This is a genomic window from Acinetobacter sp. UC24323, from assembly GCF_024151445.1.
Taxonomy (GTDB): Bacteria; Pseudomonadota; Gammaproteobacteria; order Pseudomonadales; family Moraxellaceae; genus Acinetobacter; species Acinetobacter baumannii.
The window spans coordinates 133,687-150,019 of the sequence record NZ_JAHIBY010000010.1 but is presented as its reverse complement, the minus strand read 5'-3'; the positions used below and the strand labels follow the sequence as shown (position 1 = coordinate 150,019).

13 protein-coding genes are annotated in these 16,333 nt (G+C 37.2%); 7 read left to right on the top strand and 6 right to left on the bottom strand.

Annotated features, from left to right (window positions below; all coding sequences use genetic code 11):
• Window positions 1-98: 98 nt before the first annotated feature.
• From KNQ97_RS14610 to KNQ97_RS14595, 4 genes are all read right to left on the bottom strand, one after another.
• Window positions 99-893, bottom strand: coding sequence for a substrate-binding domain-containing protein (locus tag KNQ97_RS14610; protein WP_253612394.1), 795 nt, complete (start codon window positions 891-893; stop codon window positions 99-101).
• Between the two features lie 92 nt (window positions 894-985).
• A complete protein-coding gene (locus KNQ97_RS14605) occupies window positions 986-2,296 on the bottom strand; it encodes an MFS transporter (protein WP_000383636.1) in 1,311 nt (436 codons plus the stop codon).
• 278 nt (window positions 2,297-2,574) lie between these two features.
• Complete coding sequence (locus KNQ97_RS14600) at window positions 2,575-3,504, bottom strand: LysR family transcriptional regulator (RefSeq protein WP_005129570.1); 930 nt, start codon at window positions 3,502-3,504, stop codon at window positions 2,575-2,577.
• Window positions 3,505-3,621: 117 nt separating this feature from the next.
• The gene (locus KNQ97_RS14595; RefSeq protein WP_218666551.1) at window positions 3,622-4,230 is read right to left on the bottom strand and encodes a LysE family translocator; all 609 of its coding nucleotides are present in this window, start codon (window positions 4,228-4,230) and stop codon (window positions 3,622-3,624) included.
• Window positions 4,231-4,485: 255 nt separating this feature from the next.
• Here KNQ97_RS14595 and KNQ97_RS14590 point away from each other — a divergent pair, with 255 nt between their 5' ends.
• From KNQ97_RS14590 to KNQ97_RS14570, 5 genes are all read left to right on the top strand, one after another.
• The gene (locus KNQ97_RS14590) at window positions 4,486-5,358 is read left to right on the top strand and encodes a LysR family transcriptional regulator (protein WP_253612393.1); all 873 of its coding nucleotides are present in this window, start codon (window positions 4,486-4,488) and stop codon (window positions 5,356-5,358) included.
• 365 nt (window positions 5,359-5,723) lie between these two features.
• Window positions 5,724-6,710 (top strand): DUF1852 domain-containing protein, encoded by a 987-nt coding sequence (locus tag KNQ97_RS14585; protein ID WP_000031355.1) that lies wholly within the window; start codon window positions 5,724-5,726, stop codon window positions 6,708-6,710.
• Between the two features lie 21 nt (window positions 6,711-6,731).
• On the top strand, window positions 6,732-7,775 hold the full coding sequence (locus KNQ97_RS14580; protein ID WP_000735355.1) for a methionine synthase: 1,044 nt from the start codon (window positions 6,732-6,734) through the stop codon (window positions 7,773-7,775).
• Window positions 7,776-7,960: 185 nt separating this feature from the next.
• On the top strand, window positions 7,961-8,452 hold the full coding sequence (locus KNQ97_RS14575; RefSeq protein WP_000249482.1) for a flavin reductase: 492 nt from the start codon (window positions 7,961-7,963) through the stop codon (window positions 8,450-8,452).
• Between the two features lie 678 nt (window positions 8,453-9,130).
• Entirely contained in the window at window positions 9,131-9,712 is a 582-nt protein-coding gene (locus KNQ97_RS14570) for a TetR/AcrR family transcriptional regulator (protein ID WP_253612392.1), read from the top strand.
• 246 nt (window positions 9,713-9,958) lie between these two features.
• Here KNQ97_RS14570 and KNQ97_RS14565 read toward each other — a convergent pair whose 3' ends face one another.
• Window positions 9,959-10,297 (bottom strand): hypothetical protein, encoded by a 339-nt coding sequence (locus KNQ97_RS14565; RefSeq protein ID WP_253206552.1) that lies wholly within the window; start codon window positions 10,295-10,297, stop codon window positions 9,959-9,961.
• Between the two features lie 2 nt (window positions 10,298-10,299).
• Window positions 10,300-10,626 (bottom strand): ABC transporter ATP-binding protein, encoded by a 327-nt coding sequence (locus KNQ97_RS14560; protein WP_253612391.1) that lies wholly within the window; start codon window positions 10,624-10,626, stop codon window positions 10,300-10,302.
• 359 nt (window positions 10,627-10,985) lie between these two features.
• On the opposite strand from KNQ97_RS14560, the gene KNQ97_RS14555 reads away from it, so the two are divergent.
• Complete coding sequence (locus KNQ97_RS14555) at window positions 10,986-11,333, top strand: hypothetical protein (RefSeq protein ID WP_253612390.1); 348 nt, start codon at window positions 10,986-10,988, stop codon at window positions 11,331-11,333.
• Between the two features lie 22 nt (window positions 11,334-11,355).
• A complete protein-coding gene (locus KNQ97_RS14550) occupies window positions 11,356-16,320 on the top strand; it encodes an RHS repeat protein (RefSeq protein ID WP_253612389.1) in 4,965 nt (1,654 codons plus the stop codon).
• Window positions 16,321-16,333 lie beyond the last annotated feature (13 nt).

Sequence of the window (16,333 nt, the reverse complement as noted above, 5' to 3'; positions counted from 1 at the left end):
TACACTGGTTTATCGCTATAGATTTTGTTCTATTGCTTTGAGTAAACCACTAAAAGAGAAAAGGCAACATCCTCTCAAAATGCTGCCTTTTAGAGCTTTTATTGTTTAACCTGCTCAAGACCCTGTTCTTCAATAATTTGTGTCGCTTGAGGCGATTTCACAAATTGAATAAGTTCTTTTGCGACTTTTGCATGTTCCGAGTTTTTACCAATGCCCGCCGCAAACACGGTAACTTTTTGGTAAGGCGCAGGGATTGGACCAACTAACTCAACTTGACCATATTTGCCGGTAAAAGGTTTGATTTCACTAATTTGCTGGAAACCAATATCAAACTGGCCTTCGGCGATACGTTTTGCAACGCGGTCGCCTACCACTTTTTCTGCTTTACTCGAAATTACTTTGTATTCGACAGGTGGGAAGCTTGGGAAAACATCTTTTTCAAGATGTGTACCACTCGCACTTGCTGAATAGCCTATGTGCTTGGCATTTAATAAAACTTTTTCAAATTTCGCCGCAGAGCTAATGTCTGGCTTTGGTACACCTTTAGGCACAGCCATGCCAATGCTTGAATTCACTAAAGCGCTTTGTGAATTTGGGTCAACATAACCTTTTTCTGCGAGTTTGCTTAGTTCAGGAGCAGCCAACACAACAATGTCAAAACGTTCACCACGATTAAGTCGGTTTGGAATTGCAGTCGGTGATTCACCCATAGATGAACCAGATGATAGGTGAACCGTGTGACCAGTTTGCTTTTCAAATATTGGAATGAGTTTTTCCATAGATGAATAGAAACCGCCTGAGCTAATTACTTCGAGCGTATCTGCATTGGCAAATGTAGATCCTAAGCCTGCACCAGCTAGGCAAATAGTTATGAAGATAGGGGACTTTTTCATAGTGCCTCACTTGAATTGCAAGAAAGCACAGTACGGAGATTTAAGGTCTGCCGTACTGTTTATTAAAATTTCAGGTTAAGGAATGAGTTGTTTTAAGCGCTAACCTTTGCAGGTTCAGCAATCGCGTCAGGATCTTTCTGTTTAGAACCACGACATAAATACAAGCTTGAGATGAGACTACATACCGCAGCGAGCATGAGCCAGAACGCTGGTGTGCTTGCATTACCTGTATTTTCGACAAGGAAGGTACATGCCATTGGAGTCATACCACCAAAAATCGCGGCTGCAAGACTAAATGCTAAAGAGAAGCCAACGGTACGTACACGTTTTGGCATCACTTCGGCAAGCGTTGCGACCATAGTGCCGTTGTACATACCAAAGAAGAACGAGAAGTAAGCAAGGGTAATAAGTAGGTTTGAGAAGCTAATGTCGCTCACCAACCAGCTTAAAACCGGATAGCTGGTAAAGATCGCAAGAGTCGTAATACCCACTAATACTGGACGACGGCCAATTTTGTCGGAAAGTAAGCCACCCATTGGTAACCAGAAGAAATTCGACAAACCTACAAACACGGTTGCTAAAAGGCTATCTGTTACCGACATTTCTAAAGTACGTTTCGCATACACCGTGGTGTAAACCGTAATAAAGTAGAAAGTTGTCGTAGTCATCGCACTCATCATCATGCCAGCAAGTACAATGCGCCAGTTGCTTACAAGTGTGCTGAAAATTTCTTTTGAAGATGGGTGAGTTTTTTGTGCTTTAAAGTCTTCAGTTTCCTCTAAAGTACGACGGAACAAGAAGATTAAAGGAATGATTAAACAGCCAATTAAGAACGGAATACGCCAGCCCCATTCACCCACTTGAGCATGAGTTAAAATGGTGTTGAGCCAATAACCAAGTAAGGCCGCAAACACAACCGCAATTTGTTGGCTACCAGACTGCCAGCTAGTAATAAAGCCACGGTTTTTATCGGTTGCAATTTCAGCGAGGTAAATTGAAACACCGCCAGATTCAACGCCTGCCGAGAAGCCTTGTAATAGACGGCCAATTACCACCAAAATTGGCGCGATAATACCAATGGTTTCATAACCCGGCACAAAGGTAATTAAGATGGTGCCAATTGCCATAAGACTTAAAGTCACAATTAAACCTTTACGGCGACCGACTTTGTCGACATAGGCACCCAAGAAAATAGCGCCGAGAGGACGCATAAGAAAACCAGCAGCAAACACGGTAAATGTCATCATTAAAGAGACATATTCATTATCAGAATGGAAAAACTTTGCTGCGATATAGGTGGCATAGAAACCAAAAAGAAAAAAATCGTACTGTTCTAAAAAGTTGCCACTCGTTACATTTAATATTTTTTTAAAAGTAGCCCTACGGTTATTAACGACATCCATTGGAGACCTCCTTGGCCTAACAAAATGGAAACATTCACGATCTTCAAGGTTTGGACGTAAACTGATTCAATCAATAAACCTAAATAGGAAATGGGTTAGAGATGAGATTTAAAGGTGTCCTTCGTAGAAAATGTGATGCCTTGTTTCCAGTTCAAACTACACATCTATGTTTCGATAAACAGAAAACCACTTATCATTCGAAGGAAAATGTAATCTTAAAAAGCAGGAGGGAGTGAGAGGAGAAAATTAATTAGGTATTTAGAAAAATTAATGACCCTTTATAAAATAATTTCAGAACATGGCCAAATCTGGTTTTGAATCAACTCTTTCACACATGCCTTAATGGCTGACTTGGCAGCAAGTGCGGCAGGTGATAATTCTTCTTCGGCAAGGCTCACCAAATAGTTAATTCGTTCAACTTCAGGGTCGACAACCTTAAGCAATTGCAGCTTGTGTTTATACTCTTGTAAACAAGCACTACCGGGCCTCACACTTGCAAGGTCAAGATGAATCAGGCTGTCCATAAGCAAATGCAAGCCATCAATTTCATAGACGACATTAAGCTGTCCAATCTTGTGCTCAAGCAGTTTTCTTAAGCTATGGCGTTGACGTGGCAACACTAAAGGAATATCGCCGATTTGATGCGACTGAATAATTCCGCTTTTAATACATTCGCTAAGACCGTATTTTTCGAGCACTTCTTTGCGTGCCATTAAATACATTTGCTCGCGTACCAAAGGCTGAATTGACCACTGTTTATCAATTTCATTGGTAAAAATAATGGCAATATCAAGCTGACGCGAATTAATCGACTGAATCAGGTTCCCCGACAGGGTTTCCACAATCTCTAAACGAATGTCTGGATAACGTTCAGACATTAGTTTCATTAAAGGGATGCCAATTAAAGCGGTAATGGTCGGTGGAAAACCAAGGCTGACATGACCTGAAAGCCGTGCTGAATGTGCAGCATCTATGGCGAAGTTCACTTGACGCAAAATAAGTTGAGAGTGCTTTAAAAAGGCAAGGCCAGCAGGGGTTGGGGTCACACCAAAAGCATTACGCTGTAATAAGCGAATGCTTAACTCTTGCTCGAGCTTACTAATTTGCTGACTAATTGCCGAAGCACCCACATCGAGTTTTTGGGCAGCTTTTCCAATACTGCCTGATTCAACGACCGTCAAAAAATACTTTATTTGCTTGATTTCCATAATAAATGTATTCGCTCATCATCCTTGATTTATAGAGATATGAAGGATTGGGAAATCTATCATGCGTTTTAATATTAACAGCAATATATAAAAAAGTTTCTTAAAAATTAAGCGGCTCTACTGAAACTTAGTAAAAAGCAAAATCACACCTAACACACATAAAATTGAACCAATCACCCTATTAATCTGTACTTGCTTGGCTAACATTTTTTGTCTTAGTAGCATGGATGAGAACAGTACAGCCACAAGTGAAAACCATACAAAATGGGCAAATGACATAAAAAAGCCATAAGCCAAAAGAATAGTTTTAGGCGTGGTTAAACTCACAATTTGCGTATAGGTACTAATCACAAATAGCGTGGTTTTAGGGTTGAGGGCGTTGGTAAAAAAACCGTATTTTATCGCTTGCAAAGTACCTATAGAAGTTAATGCCGCAGTGTCTAAAACTGGTTTTTGAGTAAAAGTCTTATAGCCAATATAGATCAGATAAAACGCGCCGATATACTTCACAATATTCAAAATTTGCGGCGTATAAGTCATCACAAAGGTAACGGCGACTAACGTATAAGTCACATGCACCAACACGCCAAGCGATATTCCAAGTGAAGTAAACACACCTATTTTTCGACCGTACAAGTAACTATTTTTAGTCACAATCGCGAAGTCTGCTCCGGGGCTAACCACCGCCAAAATCGTAATTAAAATAACCGCAATAAACTCTGCCATTATCTTGTACCCTCACTGAAAACGAGGGGAATGCTCTGTACTTTTTGGAATGTATTTGAGAGGAGAGCTGTTCTACTTAAAGCTGCTATTCTTTTGGTGAGAAAGATTGGGACTTTACATTTATGAAGATAGATATAGATATTTAAAATATTTTTCATCATCTAAAATAGGTTTTAATAAAGATGATTTTTATTTTGAACAGAAATCTAAAAATAAAAATCGATAAAAACGACTATATATCTATGAGCTTTTGGAATGATTGAAAGAATATCGCTGAATTCACTAAAATTTTTCTACTTTGTGGCGAAGTATGGCAGTGTTACTTTAGCTGCAAAGAAATTATTTGTGACGCAAAGTGCGGTTAGTAAACAGATTTATAATTTAGAAGAAGCTTTAAATACGACTTTATTTGACCGTAAAAATAAAACGCTTGTGATGACCGAGCAGGGTGAAACTTTATTGAGTTGTTGCCATCAGGTGTTTGGTCAACTCGATGAATGTTTAATAGAGCTTAGCCAACCCAAAACCGAAAACAAGCAACTGGTTTTGTCCTGTGAACCGACTCTTTCTATGAAATGGCTCATTCCGCGGTTATCAAAATTTAAAAAGCTCGGGCATGATTTTGAGGTTGTGCTACTCACAGCAGGCGGTGTGGTTGATTTTGAAAAAGATAATATTGATATTGCGATTCGTAGAAATGACTTTGATTGGGGAGAGCATATTTATAGCGAAAAAATTGCCGATGAATATATCGCTCTAGTTCAATCAACCAAGCCATCGGAAACCAACGACGTACTCATTTCGACCTCTAGACCAAATTTTTTCAAAAGTATGAGTCGCATTGCTGAGCTAAAGCAAAGTTTAAAAGGCTACACCAAAGTTGAACTCGAACATTTTTATTTATGTTTAGAAGGTTGTTTGGCGGGACTTGGCGCGACAGTCATCTCAATTTATATGATTGAAAAAGAGCTTGAATGGAACTTACTGCAAAAAAATTCACCAGTCGTTCAAGATGGTTCAGCCTATTTTCTACTTTCTCATCGTGCTTTTGAGGAAGATCCACGTAAAACCCTATTTTTAGAATGGCTAAAAGCAGAGATGAATGAGAGTCAGCATAAATTACTTTAAGTCTAGCCATTTTCTCTAAAATTATATTGTTTAAATTATTGAAAATAATAATAAATATTTAAAATTTTTAAGTGCTGTGTGAGCGCCGTATAGTAAATTTCTACTGTCTAAACTTCTCTAAGATGAAAAAAATTTAACTTCATACTTATTTATAAAACCCTAAACATGAATTTCACTCAGTTTTGAATGAGACTAAATCATTTTTATTCATGTTGTGATTGCGGTATAAATCTATCCATGCTCTGAAGCGCTCCAGTAATTCACTTTTGATAAGACCACAAGGCACAAAACTGACAAGGCTGGAAAGTTCAAACAGAGCAAAAAGATTTTTTAGGTTTATCTCAGAAATTAGGGTACTGATCACAATGAGTAAAGAATTTACATTTACGATTAAGAGTATTTGTTTCGATGAGAACTATCGTCCAGCAGACAATACGCGTATTACAACCAACTTTGCTAACTTGGCGAGAGGGATGAGCCGCGAAGAAAATTTGCGCAACACATTACGGATGATCGACAATCGTTTCAATGCCTTAGCTCATTGGGACAATCCTAAGGGCGACCGCTATGGCGTTGAACTTGAAATCATTTCAGTTGAAATGAACATTGATGCCGAAAACCGTACCAGCGGGCTTCCTCTCATCGAAATATTGAAAACCAATATTGTTGATAAAAAGACCAATGAACGCATCGAAGGTATTGTTGGTAACAACTTCTCGTCTTATGTACGTGACTATGACTTTAGTGTGCTGTTGTTAGACCACAACAAAAACAAGTCTACGTTTAGCACGCCAGAAAAGTTTGGTGAATTGCACGGTAACTTGTTTAAGAGCTTTATTAACTCTGAAACTTACAAAGCCAACTTTAAAAAGGCACCAGTCATTTGCCTAAGCGTTTCAACAAGTAAGGTGTATCACCGTACTGAAAACGAACATCCTGTTTTGGGTGTCGAATACAAGCAAGAAGACTATTCATTAACCGATGAATATTTCCAAAAAATGGGCTTAAAAGTTCGCTATTTCATGCCGCCGCATAGCGTTGCGCCGTTAGCGTTCTACTTTACTGGCGATTTGTTGAGTGATTACACCAACCTTGAGTTGATTAGTACTATTAGTACGATGGAAACCTTCCAAAAGATTTACCGTCCTGAAATTTACAATGCAAATTCAGTGGCTGGAAAGTCTTATCAACCAAGCTTGAAGCACCAAGATTATTCACTTACTCGAATTGTGTATGACCGTGAAGAACGTAGCCGTTTGGCTATAGAGCAGGGGAAGTTTGTTGAAGAGCAATTTATCAAACCATACCAAGCGATTCTTGAGCAGTGGTCTGCGAATTACGCTCCTAATTAATCAACATATAGGTCATTTATTATGAAAAAGTTATTACCGACTTCAACTGCTGGCAGCTTACCGAAACCGTCTTGGCTTGCAGAACCTGAAAAGCTTTGGTCGCCGTGGAAACTCGAAAATGAAGGCTTAGTTGAAGGTAAAAAAGACGCGTTACGTTTAGCACTTCACGAACAAAAACTTGCGGGCATTGATATTGTCAGCGATGGCGAACAAACCCGCCAACACTTTGTGACTACGTTTATTGAGCACTTAAATGGCGTAGATTTTGAGAAGCGCGAAACAGTTCGTATTCGTGACCGTTATGACGCAAGTGTACCGTCTGTGGTAGGTGCAGTGTCTCGTCAAAAGCCTGTGTTTGTTGAAGATGCAAAGTTTTTACGTCAGCAAACTGATCAGCCAATTAAATGGGCGTTACCTGGCCCAATGACCATGATTGATACACTTTATGATGGTCACTACAAGAGCCGTGAAAAGCTTGCTTGGGAATTTGCCAAAATCTTGAACCAAGAAGCGAAAGAGTTAGAAGCTGCTGGTGTAGATATTATTCAGTTTGACGAACCTGCATTTAACGTATTCTTTGACGAAGTAAATGACTGGGGTATTGCGACTTTAGAGCGTGCAATTGAAGGTCTAAAATGTGAAACTGCAGTGCACATTTGCTATGGTTACGGTATTAAAGCCAATACTGACTGGAAAAAGACACTCGGTTCAGAATGGCGCCAGTACGAAGAAGCTTTCCCGAAACTTCAAACTTCTAACATTGATATCATCTCGTTAGAATGTCACAACTCTCGTGTGCCAATCGACTTACTTGAACTTATTCGTGGTAAAAAAGTCATGGTCGGTGCGATTGATGTTGCAACAAACCAGATTGAGACACCGGAAGAAGTTGCCAACACACTACGTAAAGCGCTTCAGTTTGTAGATTCAGACAAGCTTTACCCGTGCACAAACTGCGGTATGGCGCCTCTTTCTCGTGAAGTGGCACGCGGCAAGCTAAATGCCTTAAGTGCAGGTGCAGAAATCGTTCGCCGAGAACTTACGGGTTTTGATCTTACTGCTTAATATTTACCAATAAGTGGTATAAAGGGTTACTTTTTTGATGGTGGTTGATAATCAAACAAGTAACCCTCATTTTACTTACTACATGTCGCTCTAATCAGATCGCATGTCGATAGTACCTTCCTGATGGAGTTGGGCGGTATAGCAAACACACAGGAAAAGGTACGGTTCAATTTAGGAATAATGTCATGGTTCAAGCAACAGACTTTAGAAATGCAATGTCTTTACTCACAAGTGCGGTTAGTGTTGTGACCACGGCAGGCATGTCTGGCCGTTTTGGATTTACTGCCTCTGCTGTTTGTAGTGTGACTGACACGCCGCCGACATTATTGGTCTGTATGAACCAAGCTGCGAGTTCACATGCACATTTCCTAGATAACAAAATCTTAACCGTAAATGTGTTAGGCGCGCACCACGAACATATTTCAAAAGCATTTTCATCTAAGCTCACACCAGAAGAACGCTTTAAACATGGCGAATGGATTGAGTTAGAAACAGGCGCACCTGTGTTGGAAGATGCTTTAGTAAGTTTTGACTGCGAGATTGAGCAAATTCAACAAGTCGGCACACACACGATTTTTATATGTCCGATTGTGGCGATTAAACAAAGCCAACATGACCAAAGTTTGGTTTACTTTAACCGTGCTTATCACCAAGTGGGGCAGACAGAGACTGTCTAATCCTACTTATCATTTCGTTATTTCATATTAAAAGTCTCATTAAGAAATCAATAAGCACGGATCGCTTCTGTTTAATTTTAAAAATATAATTAAATATAATATCTTAAATAATAATTTAGTTAATCTAATGAAAAACAATAATAAATTTAATCACTTGTCATTAAAGCCACATTGACACATCTCAACTCTCAGATTATGCTTTGCGTGCTGGCCACATTGCCAGCCGGCTTTGACAGGCTGATCTTTGAGAACATTGAAAAAACTCGTTTTTTTGATGTAGACCCACTCGTCTCCCTTTTTGTAGCGGTAGGACGGAAGGGGGACGCCTTTGTGCGTGCTGGGTTCTCGAAGCCAGTCTGTCAACCCTCTTTCGTTCTGCCACCATAATTCCAAAAGAATGCTTTGGCAGAACTCCCAAAATCAGGAGTTGGCTATGCACATCCATCATTTCTTGGCCTTAAGCGCCAAAAGCTATAACGACACAGCTTAAAAAATTACAGCAGCTTGAACGCCATAAGGTTTTCAGGCTTTAAGTCATTTTTACTTAAAACTTAGCAAAACAAAACTTGAGATGTGCCAAGCACCGTCTTACGGCTTTGCTGTGCCTTTTTTTCTCCCAGAAAGGGCACAGGCTTTTTATCTCATTTAGAAACAACAAGAATTTATAACGGTAAAACTATGCCAACTTTAGAAATATCTTCCAAAAAATTACAGGTGGTCCAAACCGCCATACAACTCTTTACCACGCATGGGTTCCATAATGCAGGGGTAGACCTCATTATCAAAGAAGCCAAAATACCGAAAGCCACGTTTTACAACTACTTCCACTCCAAAGAACGCCTAATTGAAATGTGCATCGCCTTTCAAAAAAGCCTACTCAAAGAAGAAGTACTCTCCATTATTTACTCAAGCCGTTACTACACCCAAAAAGATAAACTCAAAGAAATTATTGTCTTACATACCAATTTAAACAGTCTGTACCATTTGCTGCTTAAAGCGGTTTTTGAAATAAAACGGTTGTACCCGCAAGCCTACCGTATGGCAGTTGAATACCGAAAATGGCTGCATCGGGAGCTTTTTGACCTGATTTTTAGCTGTGAGACCCGTGCTTTTAAATTCGATGCAGATATGGTTTTAAACCTTATAGATGGCTTGATGCTACAGGTTTTAAGCTCTAACAGTTTGGATGAACGGGATGTGGTGTTGGAGCGGTTTTGGGGGAGGACTCTTAAAAGCAGCTGTTTAAGTTTTAACTCTTAATATACCACCATATAAATTTAAATTTATTCAATAATTATAAAATATATTTCTTTAAGAATGGGTGAGTAAGGTTAGCTATTTAATAAGCTGTAAAAATTTTAAGTTTATATTAGTTAAATTAATAAATTATAATAAATGGAATATAAAATATTGAATTTTATATTCCCTATTTTTTAATATAAAATTAATAAGAAATTTATGGAGCATATCCTAAAATAATTAAAACTTATCTATCTTTTAATAATCTTAACGAATGTGAAAGAATATTAAATTAGGATGCCCTTGCGATGTACAGCCAGCCAAATAAATATCTACAGTTTTTTTTGCTAAAAAAGCAGCTAATAATGAGGCATATGCACGTTTCCCATGAGGTGTTTCAGCATTATCAAATCTGAATTCATTTGTGTTAGAAACAGGACAGCCTAAGGTTGAGCCAAAAGGATTACCTGATAAACTAACATAGCATGTACCAGAGTCTGCATGACAGCCAATATCTATGATTTTTCTACCCTCTACACCTTCAGCTGCAAATAATGTGGTATTAAAACATAATGTTAGAAATACAAAAAATAATAGTTTTTTCATAATCATAGAGGCTCTACTTGTTGTACTGTACAAAAACTAGGATTATTAGAATAATCTCTATCAACATAAACCGTTACGCTTCTTTTCTTCTGATACCATTGAGATAAGGTTAAAGCAATTATAGTTTTACGAGCCTGAGGAATAAGCATCCACCCATAAGCAGTTTTATTTTTACAAACATCTGGAAGGTTTCCGGGTTCTAATTTTATTAAAAGTCCTTCTGTCACACTTGTAATTTTAGTTAGAGTTCCACTTACATAATCTTGTTCTGCATTCGCAGTTTGAATACAAGTGAATATAATCATTAGATAAAATACAATTTTTTCCATTTAAATTTCCATTAGATTTCTAGATATTCAACTATGTAAGATTTACTGTCTCATTTTATTTAGTCGAACTCGAATTTTTGAAATGATTAGTTAATAAAATATGACTATTTTATACAGAGCCGACAATTGCTTAAAAAAATTTATAAGCTGGTCTCATCAACTTTATAATATCTAATCTCTACAATTCTTCAGCTATTTCCTTTCATAGATATATGTCTTAAAAGTTATTAACTAATAAAGCTAAAAATTCTTTTCCATCATTCCCTAGTCCTTAAATATTAATAAATAATGTGGATATTGTAATTTTATTTAATAAAATATATTTTATGTGTAACTTTAACAAAAAGTAAAGAATTGGAATGAAAAAAATATTTCTAAATATGTTTTTTTTTACACAAATTTTATTTGTAAATAACGCATTTTCAAGTACCTACATTGGAAAAGTTTCATCTATTAATGTCCGTGAAGCTGATGGTTTAGTCTGGGTGGATATTATAGGTAGTCGCTCTGGTGATGTGCCAAATTGTGCACAACACCGCAATTACATGATGATTAAAAATGAAAATAGTGCAACGGGTAAAAGACAGTTGGCATTATTAATGATGGCTCAAGCATCAAATAAAACAGTGAAGATTGATGGGATGAATACCTGTACTCGATGGGGAGATGGGGAGGATATCGGTACGGTTCAAATTCAAAAAAATTAATAAAATAAAAAGAGATATTTTTATGCAAATAATAATAGGTATTTTTTTAGCTATAATCTGCTCAATTACTTATGCCGCGCCCATTAACTGGACAATCGCGACCACCTCTTTTCCATCTGATCAAAGTATGGGAGATACAGGACAAGAAAAAGTTCCTAATGGTCATATTGATTTAATGAGTGGGCAAATTGTTTTTGATATTCCAGAAGTAACTCTAAAAGGTCATCGTGGTCTTGATTTTACTTTATCTCGCTCTTATGGAAAGGTAAATAACGGATTTAGGTCTATAGCTAACTGGGAGTTGGAAGTACCACGCTTGGTCATGATGACGGGGGCTTCAACCAAGTTACAAGGGGACTACAACGGGCAAGGAATTTGCCAAAGTAATGGCGATTATTCAAATGGAAATAGTAGTGCGGGTTCGCCTATTTACCAAACCTCTATTCTTGATTCAGGTTATAAAAATGAGGTTATCCCTTCTTATCTCGAATTAACGAATGCTAACTATCTAAAAAGTCTTGCTTATGCTTTACAATATGCCTCTAGTGATAGAAGTACTTTAAATTCAAGTGACTATTTTTATAATAAACTTCAGTCCCAAAGTATTTATAATGGAATAAACCCTACTTACTATTATACTGCAAAAGTTTCAACTGACATTCAGACCTTTACCAATGATCTCGTTGCAAAAAATAAGAATAATATAAATGCATTAACTGCACACTTAACTTCATCTTATTTTACATATAGCCTTTATATTAGTGGTAAAGATATAAGAAGGATCGATATTCTTTATTCAGGTAATTATTTAGGTAAAACAAAATCGATATACGTCGATACTGCTGATTTCTATGGTTTTACAAAAAAAGTTCTCATCCCAAGTTTTAATTATGAAGTTCTGGGGGAACCTAATGTAAAAGTTAGGTTTTATAATTCAGCAGGACAAGAAGTTATTTTAAGGGATTATAATAATCAACTTGTTGATATTATGCCCTTAGTTTACACAAATGCCTATGCAAATACAGTGTTGTCCTTACTTCAGTTAAAATGGGATGGTCAGTTATCAAAATCGCCATCGAATGAGTTATGGAGTTTTAATAAGCCGACAACATCAACATCAGATTTTTATCTTTATTCTAATGTAGATACACGACAAAGACCAATTAGCCTTTATTTACCAGGTCAAAAAAATATTATTTTTTATCCTATCCAAAATGGTGTAACTGGGTATCCTGCAAGTACGCGATATATCTCACAGGATAACTGGATTATTTCTTGTGAGAATGGTGGAAATAACTTCAGAGTTAGAGCACCTAATGGAGTAAACTATTTATTTCCTATTGAAAATAGAGAAAATCAAACAGGCTTTCCTACAATATTCTCAAGTCAATATATTGCTGGACGTGTAAGCCTCTATGCCTCAAAAGTTGAGAACCAGTTTGGTGAATCATATTCGATGAACTATTCCCGAATCGAGAATACTAATCCAACCTATCAGGGATATAACAACTCTTCCAAATTATTCTTGGAAAATGTACGACATCAGCTAGATGGTAGGGATGTTCTATCTACTCCAGAACTAGCCTTAAGTTATGCAAAATATAAAGATGGTTCAGTTATTAGTGAAAATAAAGATGAATTTTCAAGTATTAATGGCGATATCATTCTAAGTAATATTAAAAGATATATAAATGGAAGGTATGTGGTATGGAAAGCCTATACATATTACACAGGGGATAAAAGTAATTATTTAAATAATGACCCTATACCGGGAAGTACTAATACTGTTGCTCAAGTTCAAAATAAACAGGCAGCGAGTGTTTATTTAAGAACTGTAGGAGACGTAAGTGGTGATGCTATTGCTTACGAATATGGTGGTCCTTATCGTATTATTGGTAACCATCCAAAATCGATCAATGGTATTACTTCACAGGGCTATATGTGGTTTTACAGTGATTTGATGGGGGCTAAATTTTTTAAAGCTTCTTCCAATGGTTTAATTAATGTCAAATCTGTGAATTGGTCGTATTCATTAATCAATGCTCCACGCCCTGGGTTTGATGAGGCACAGTCTTTCAAAATTACTTACTCAAATTATACGGGTGTAAATGCGAACAGTTTGCAAATTAATTATGGATATAGCCGTAATAAAGAGAGCAATGAACTGACGACTACCGTTACCACCAAAGATTTGGTAACTGGTTTGAGCAAAGCCTATACCTATGTAATGAATGCATTTGATGGTGGTGTTGCAGAGAGTTTTTTACATGGTTTACTGAAAAAAGTAACTATTGGCGATCGACAAGAAAATTATTCATGGACCACACTATCTTTAATTGGGCAAAATCCTGCAACAGCGAATGATAATTATACAGGGTATAATTATGTCTATTTAGTTCGTCCTAGTAGCAAAACAATCAACCATTTTGGCGAATATAAGACGACTTATAGTAATTTTGACCAATATGGTAATGCTCAAACGATACAACAAACTGGTTTAAATGGTGGGAGTGCAATTCAATTACCAAGTACAACGACGACATACTTTAATGCAAATGCAGGAAATGATGCGGTAAATAATGGTAGTTTACCTTGGATTATTGGATTACCTAAGCAAAAAACATCTGGTAATTTTACAGTACAAACGACTGAATATGACGAGTTAGGTGCAATTCAGAGCCAGACTCAGGCAGGTCGAATTACAAAATATAAATATGAAACTCTTTCATTTTCAACATGTCTTGGCAATTTAGTTGATTTTCAATGGTCAACTTTTGTCGGGTGTTTTTCTAACTATGTATCAGGAGATCGACATACAGGCTTACCTATTGAAGTAGATGTAGGGAATGGAAAGCAAATTACTCAATTTGCTGCCTATCAAAACGGTATTCCAACCCAAATCAAACTTGCAAATGGCGGGCAGGAGTCAAATGTAGTTGATGATTTTGGACATATTGTAAGACATACTGATGCGGATGGCGTTCGTTCTGAAAATCAATATGATGATGCAGGTCGTTTAATTGTCGAAACACCAATCGCTGGCTTGAGCTATACTACGATAAGTTATGATGGTCTAAATATTCTAAAGACAGCACAAAACGGTGGAAATTATAGTAAAGCTGAAAAATATAATGGTGATGGACTTCTGATTCATTCTGCTGAAAATACAACAGACAAAACTGTTGTGATGACCAATAGTTATGATGCCTTTGGAAATATAACATTTAGTTCTAATCCATCTTCAAATGGTACGACAACCGGTATTTCTACTGACTATGATGTATTTGATCGTCCGAAAACTGTAAATGATAATGGTGTAACCATAAATTATTGTTATCAGTCATGTGCTGGACGTTCAGGTGCAATTGCTTTAGTGAGCGATGCTTATGGTGTTACTGAATCCAATTATCTGTCAGCTGGTGATTTTAGTCCGGAATTAAAAACGAGTGTCAGTCGAAAAGGTAATGACGGATCGGTATTTGAAACATTTACAGATTATGATCTTGCACTGTTACAACCGATCGCTGCAACATCTGGAGCGTCCATACAACGTTATACTTACAACAGCAATGGTACATTAGCAACTGAAAAAGATAATAGTATTAATGGACAAAAAACCTATGGCTATGATGCTACAGGTAAAATTAATACCATTACTCATCAAGATGGTTCAGTCGAGACGATTGAATACTATCCAATCAATGATTTAATTACTTCTCGGAACTGGCGTGGTGTAACAACAAGTTATGGTTATACTGCTGCAGGCCGTTTAACTTCTACAAGTAATGCCAACACGGCGCAAAGTTATGGTCGTGATAATTTAGGACGAGTGATTTCACTGACCCAAAGTATTAACTCGCATGATGCAAATTATGCATTTACCCTTACATTTGGCTATAACAACCTCAATCAGATTATATCTATTAATTATCCAAATGGAAAAGCGGTCGATTTGTCCAATCAAAATGCATTTGGTGAAATTGGTTCAATACCAAATGTTATTCAGTCACTTAACTATAACGCATTGCATCAACTGATTTTTGTACAGGCAAATTCTGATGTTGCATGGGATTATTCTTATTCAAATAATGGTTTACCTACAGGCGTAAGTTCAACCAGCCTGAATAAATGTGCTGTAAGTATTAGTTATGGCTATGATGCATTAAACCGTATTAATAGAATGGTTGATAATTGTGGCGCAACTTATAACGCTTCAATTGACCGCTATGGTACAGGGTTAATGAAGCAGGTCGAACAAGATCATGCACGTTATCAATATAGCTATAACAATGATGACATTAGTACTGTGAATGTGATAGCAAAAAGTCAATTTGTTGCACCTGCTTCGTATGTCTACCAATATGTAAACGGAACTTCACGTTTGGGTAGTGTGAGTGGCTCTCCTTATCAGTTTAGTTACGATGGAATGGGGAATGTTACCAATGATGGCATTCGAGCACTCGATTACGATGCTTATTACCGTATAAGCAAAAATGGTAATGAAAGCTACATTTACAATGCAGATGGCTTGAGAGTCAGGGCTGTACGGGAAAATGGAATCACCGATTATATTTATGATTTGGCAGGACATTTAATTTACGAAATCAACCATAGAGCAGGCTATAGTCAAGCGTACGTGTATGTTGGAGATAAACTGGTTGCAACGCTGGAGCATTATCCGGATGCAAATGACGGCTATGATTTTATCAATAATTTTGAGGCGGCAGAGTTTGGATTACTCAACTTGTTAGATAGCTATCTGGATAGTGATGATGATGGTTTACCTGACTATTTAGAGCGTTTCATTGGTTCTGATCCGAATAATCCTGATACAGATGGCGATGGCTATAAAGATGGTTATGAATATAAACAACTAGGAGCAAAAGGGGTATTAGAAGCAGGAATTCATCCAAGTGAACCTGATCCTGATGAAGAAATGATGGCCTGGTTACCCACAGTTTTAGATCTTATTCTTGAAGATGACTAAGGAAGGTAGCCAT

What these genes read in the sequence shown, in the direction of transcription:
- KNQ97_RS14610 (WP_253612394.1), bottom strand. Translation starts at nt 893, where the DNA reads ATGAAAAAGTCCCCTATCTTCATAACTATTTGCCTAGCTGGTGCAGGC.
- KNQ97_RS14605 (WP_000383636.1), bottom strand. Translation starts at nt 2,296, where the DNA reads ATGGATGTCGTTAATAACCGTAGGGCTACTTTTAAAAAAATATTAAAT.
- KNQ97_RS14600 (WP_005129570.1), bottom strand. Translation starts at nt 3,504, where the DNA reads ATGGAAATCAAGCAAATAAAGTATTTTTTGACGGTCGTTGAATCAGGC.
- KNQ97_RS14595 (WP_218666551.1), bottom strand. Translation starts at nt 4,230, where the DNA reads ATGGCAGAGTTTATTGCGGTTATTTTAATTACGATTTTGGCGGTGGTT.
- KNQ97_RS14590 (WP_253612393.1), top strand. Translation starts at nt 4,486, where the DNA reads ATGATTGAAAGAATATCGCTGAATTCACTAAAATTTTTCTACTTTGTG.
- KNQ97_RS14585 (WP_000031355.1), top strand. Translation starts at nt 5,724, where the DNA reads ATGAGTAAAGAATTTACATTTACGATTAAGAGTATTTGTTTCGATGAG.
- KNQ97_RS14580 (WP_000735355.1), top strand. Translation starts at nt 6,732, where the DNA reads ATGAAAAAGTTATTACCGACTTCAACTGCTGGCAGCTTACCGAAACCG.
- KNQ97_RS14575 (WP_000249482.1), top strand. Translation starts at nt 7,961, where the DNA reads ATGGTTCAAGCAACAGACTTTAGAAATGCAATGTCTTTACTCACAAGT.
- KNQ97_RS14570 (WP_253612392.1), top strand. Translation starts at nt 9,131, where the DNA reads ATGCCAACTTTAGAAATATCTTCCAAAAAATTACAGGTGGTCCAAACC.
- KNQ97_RS14565 (WP_253206552.1), bottom strand. Translation starts at nt 10,297, where the DNA reads ATGAAAAAACTATTATTTTTTGTATTTCTAACATTATGTTTTAATACC.
- KNQ97_RS14560 (WP_253612391.1), bottom strand. Translation starts at nt 10,626, where the DNA reads ATGGAAAAAATTGTATTTTATCTAATGATTATATTCACTTGTATTCAA.
- KNQ97_RS14555 (WP_253612390.1), top strand. Translation starts at nt 10,986, where the DNA reads ATGAAAAAAATATTTCTAAATATGTTTTTTTTTACACAAATTTTATTT.
- KNQ97_RS14550 (WP_253612389.1), top strand. Translation starts at nt 11,356, where the DNA reads ATGCAAATAATAATAGGTATTTTTTTAGCTATAATCTGCTCAATTACT.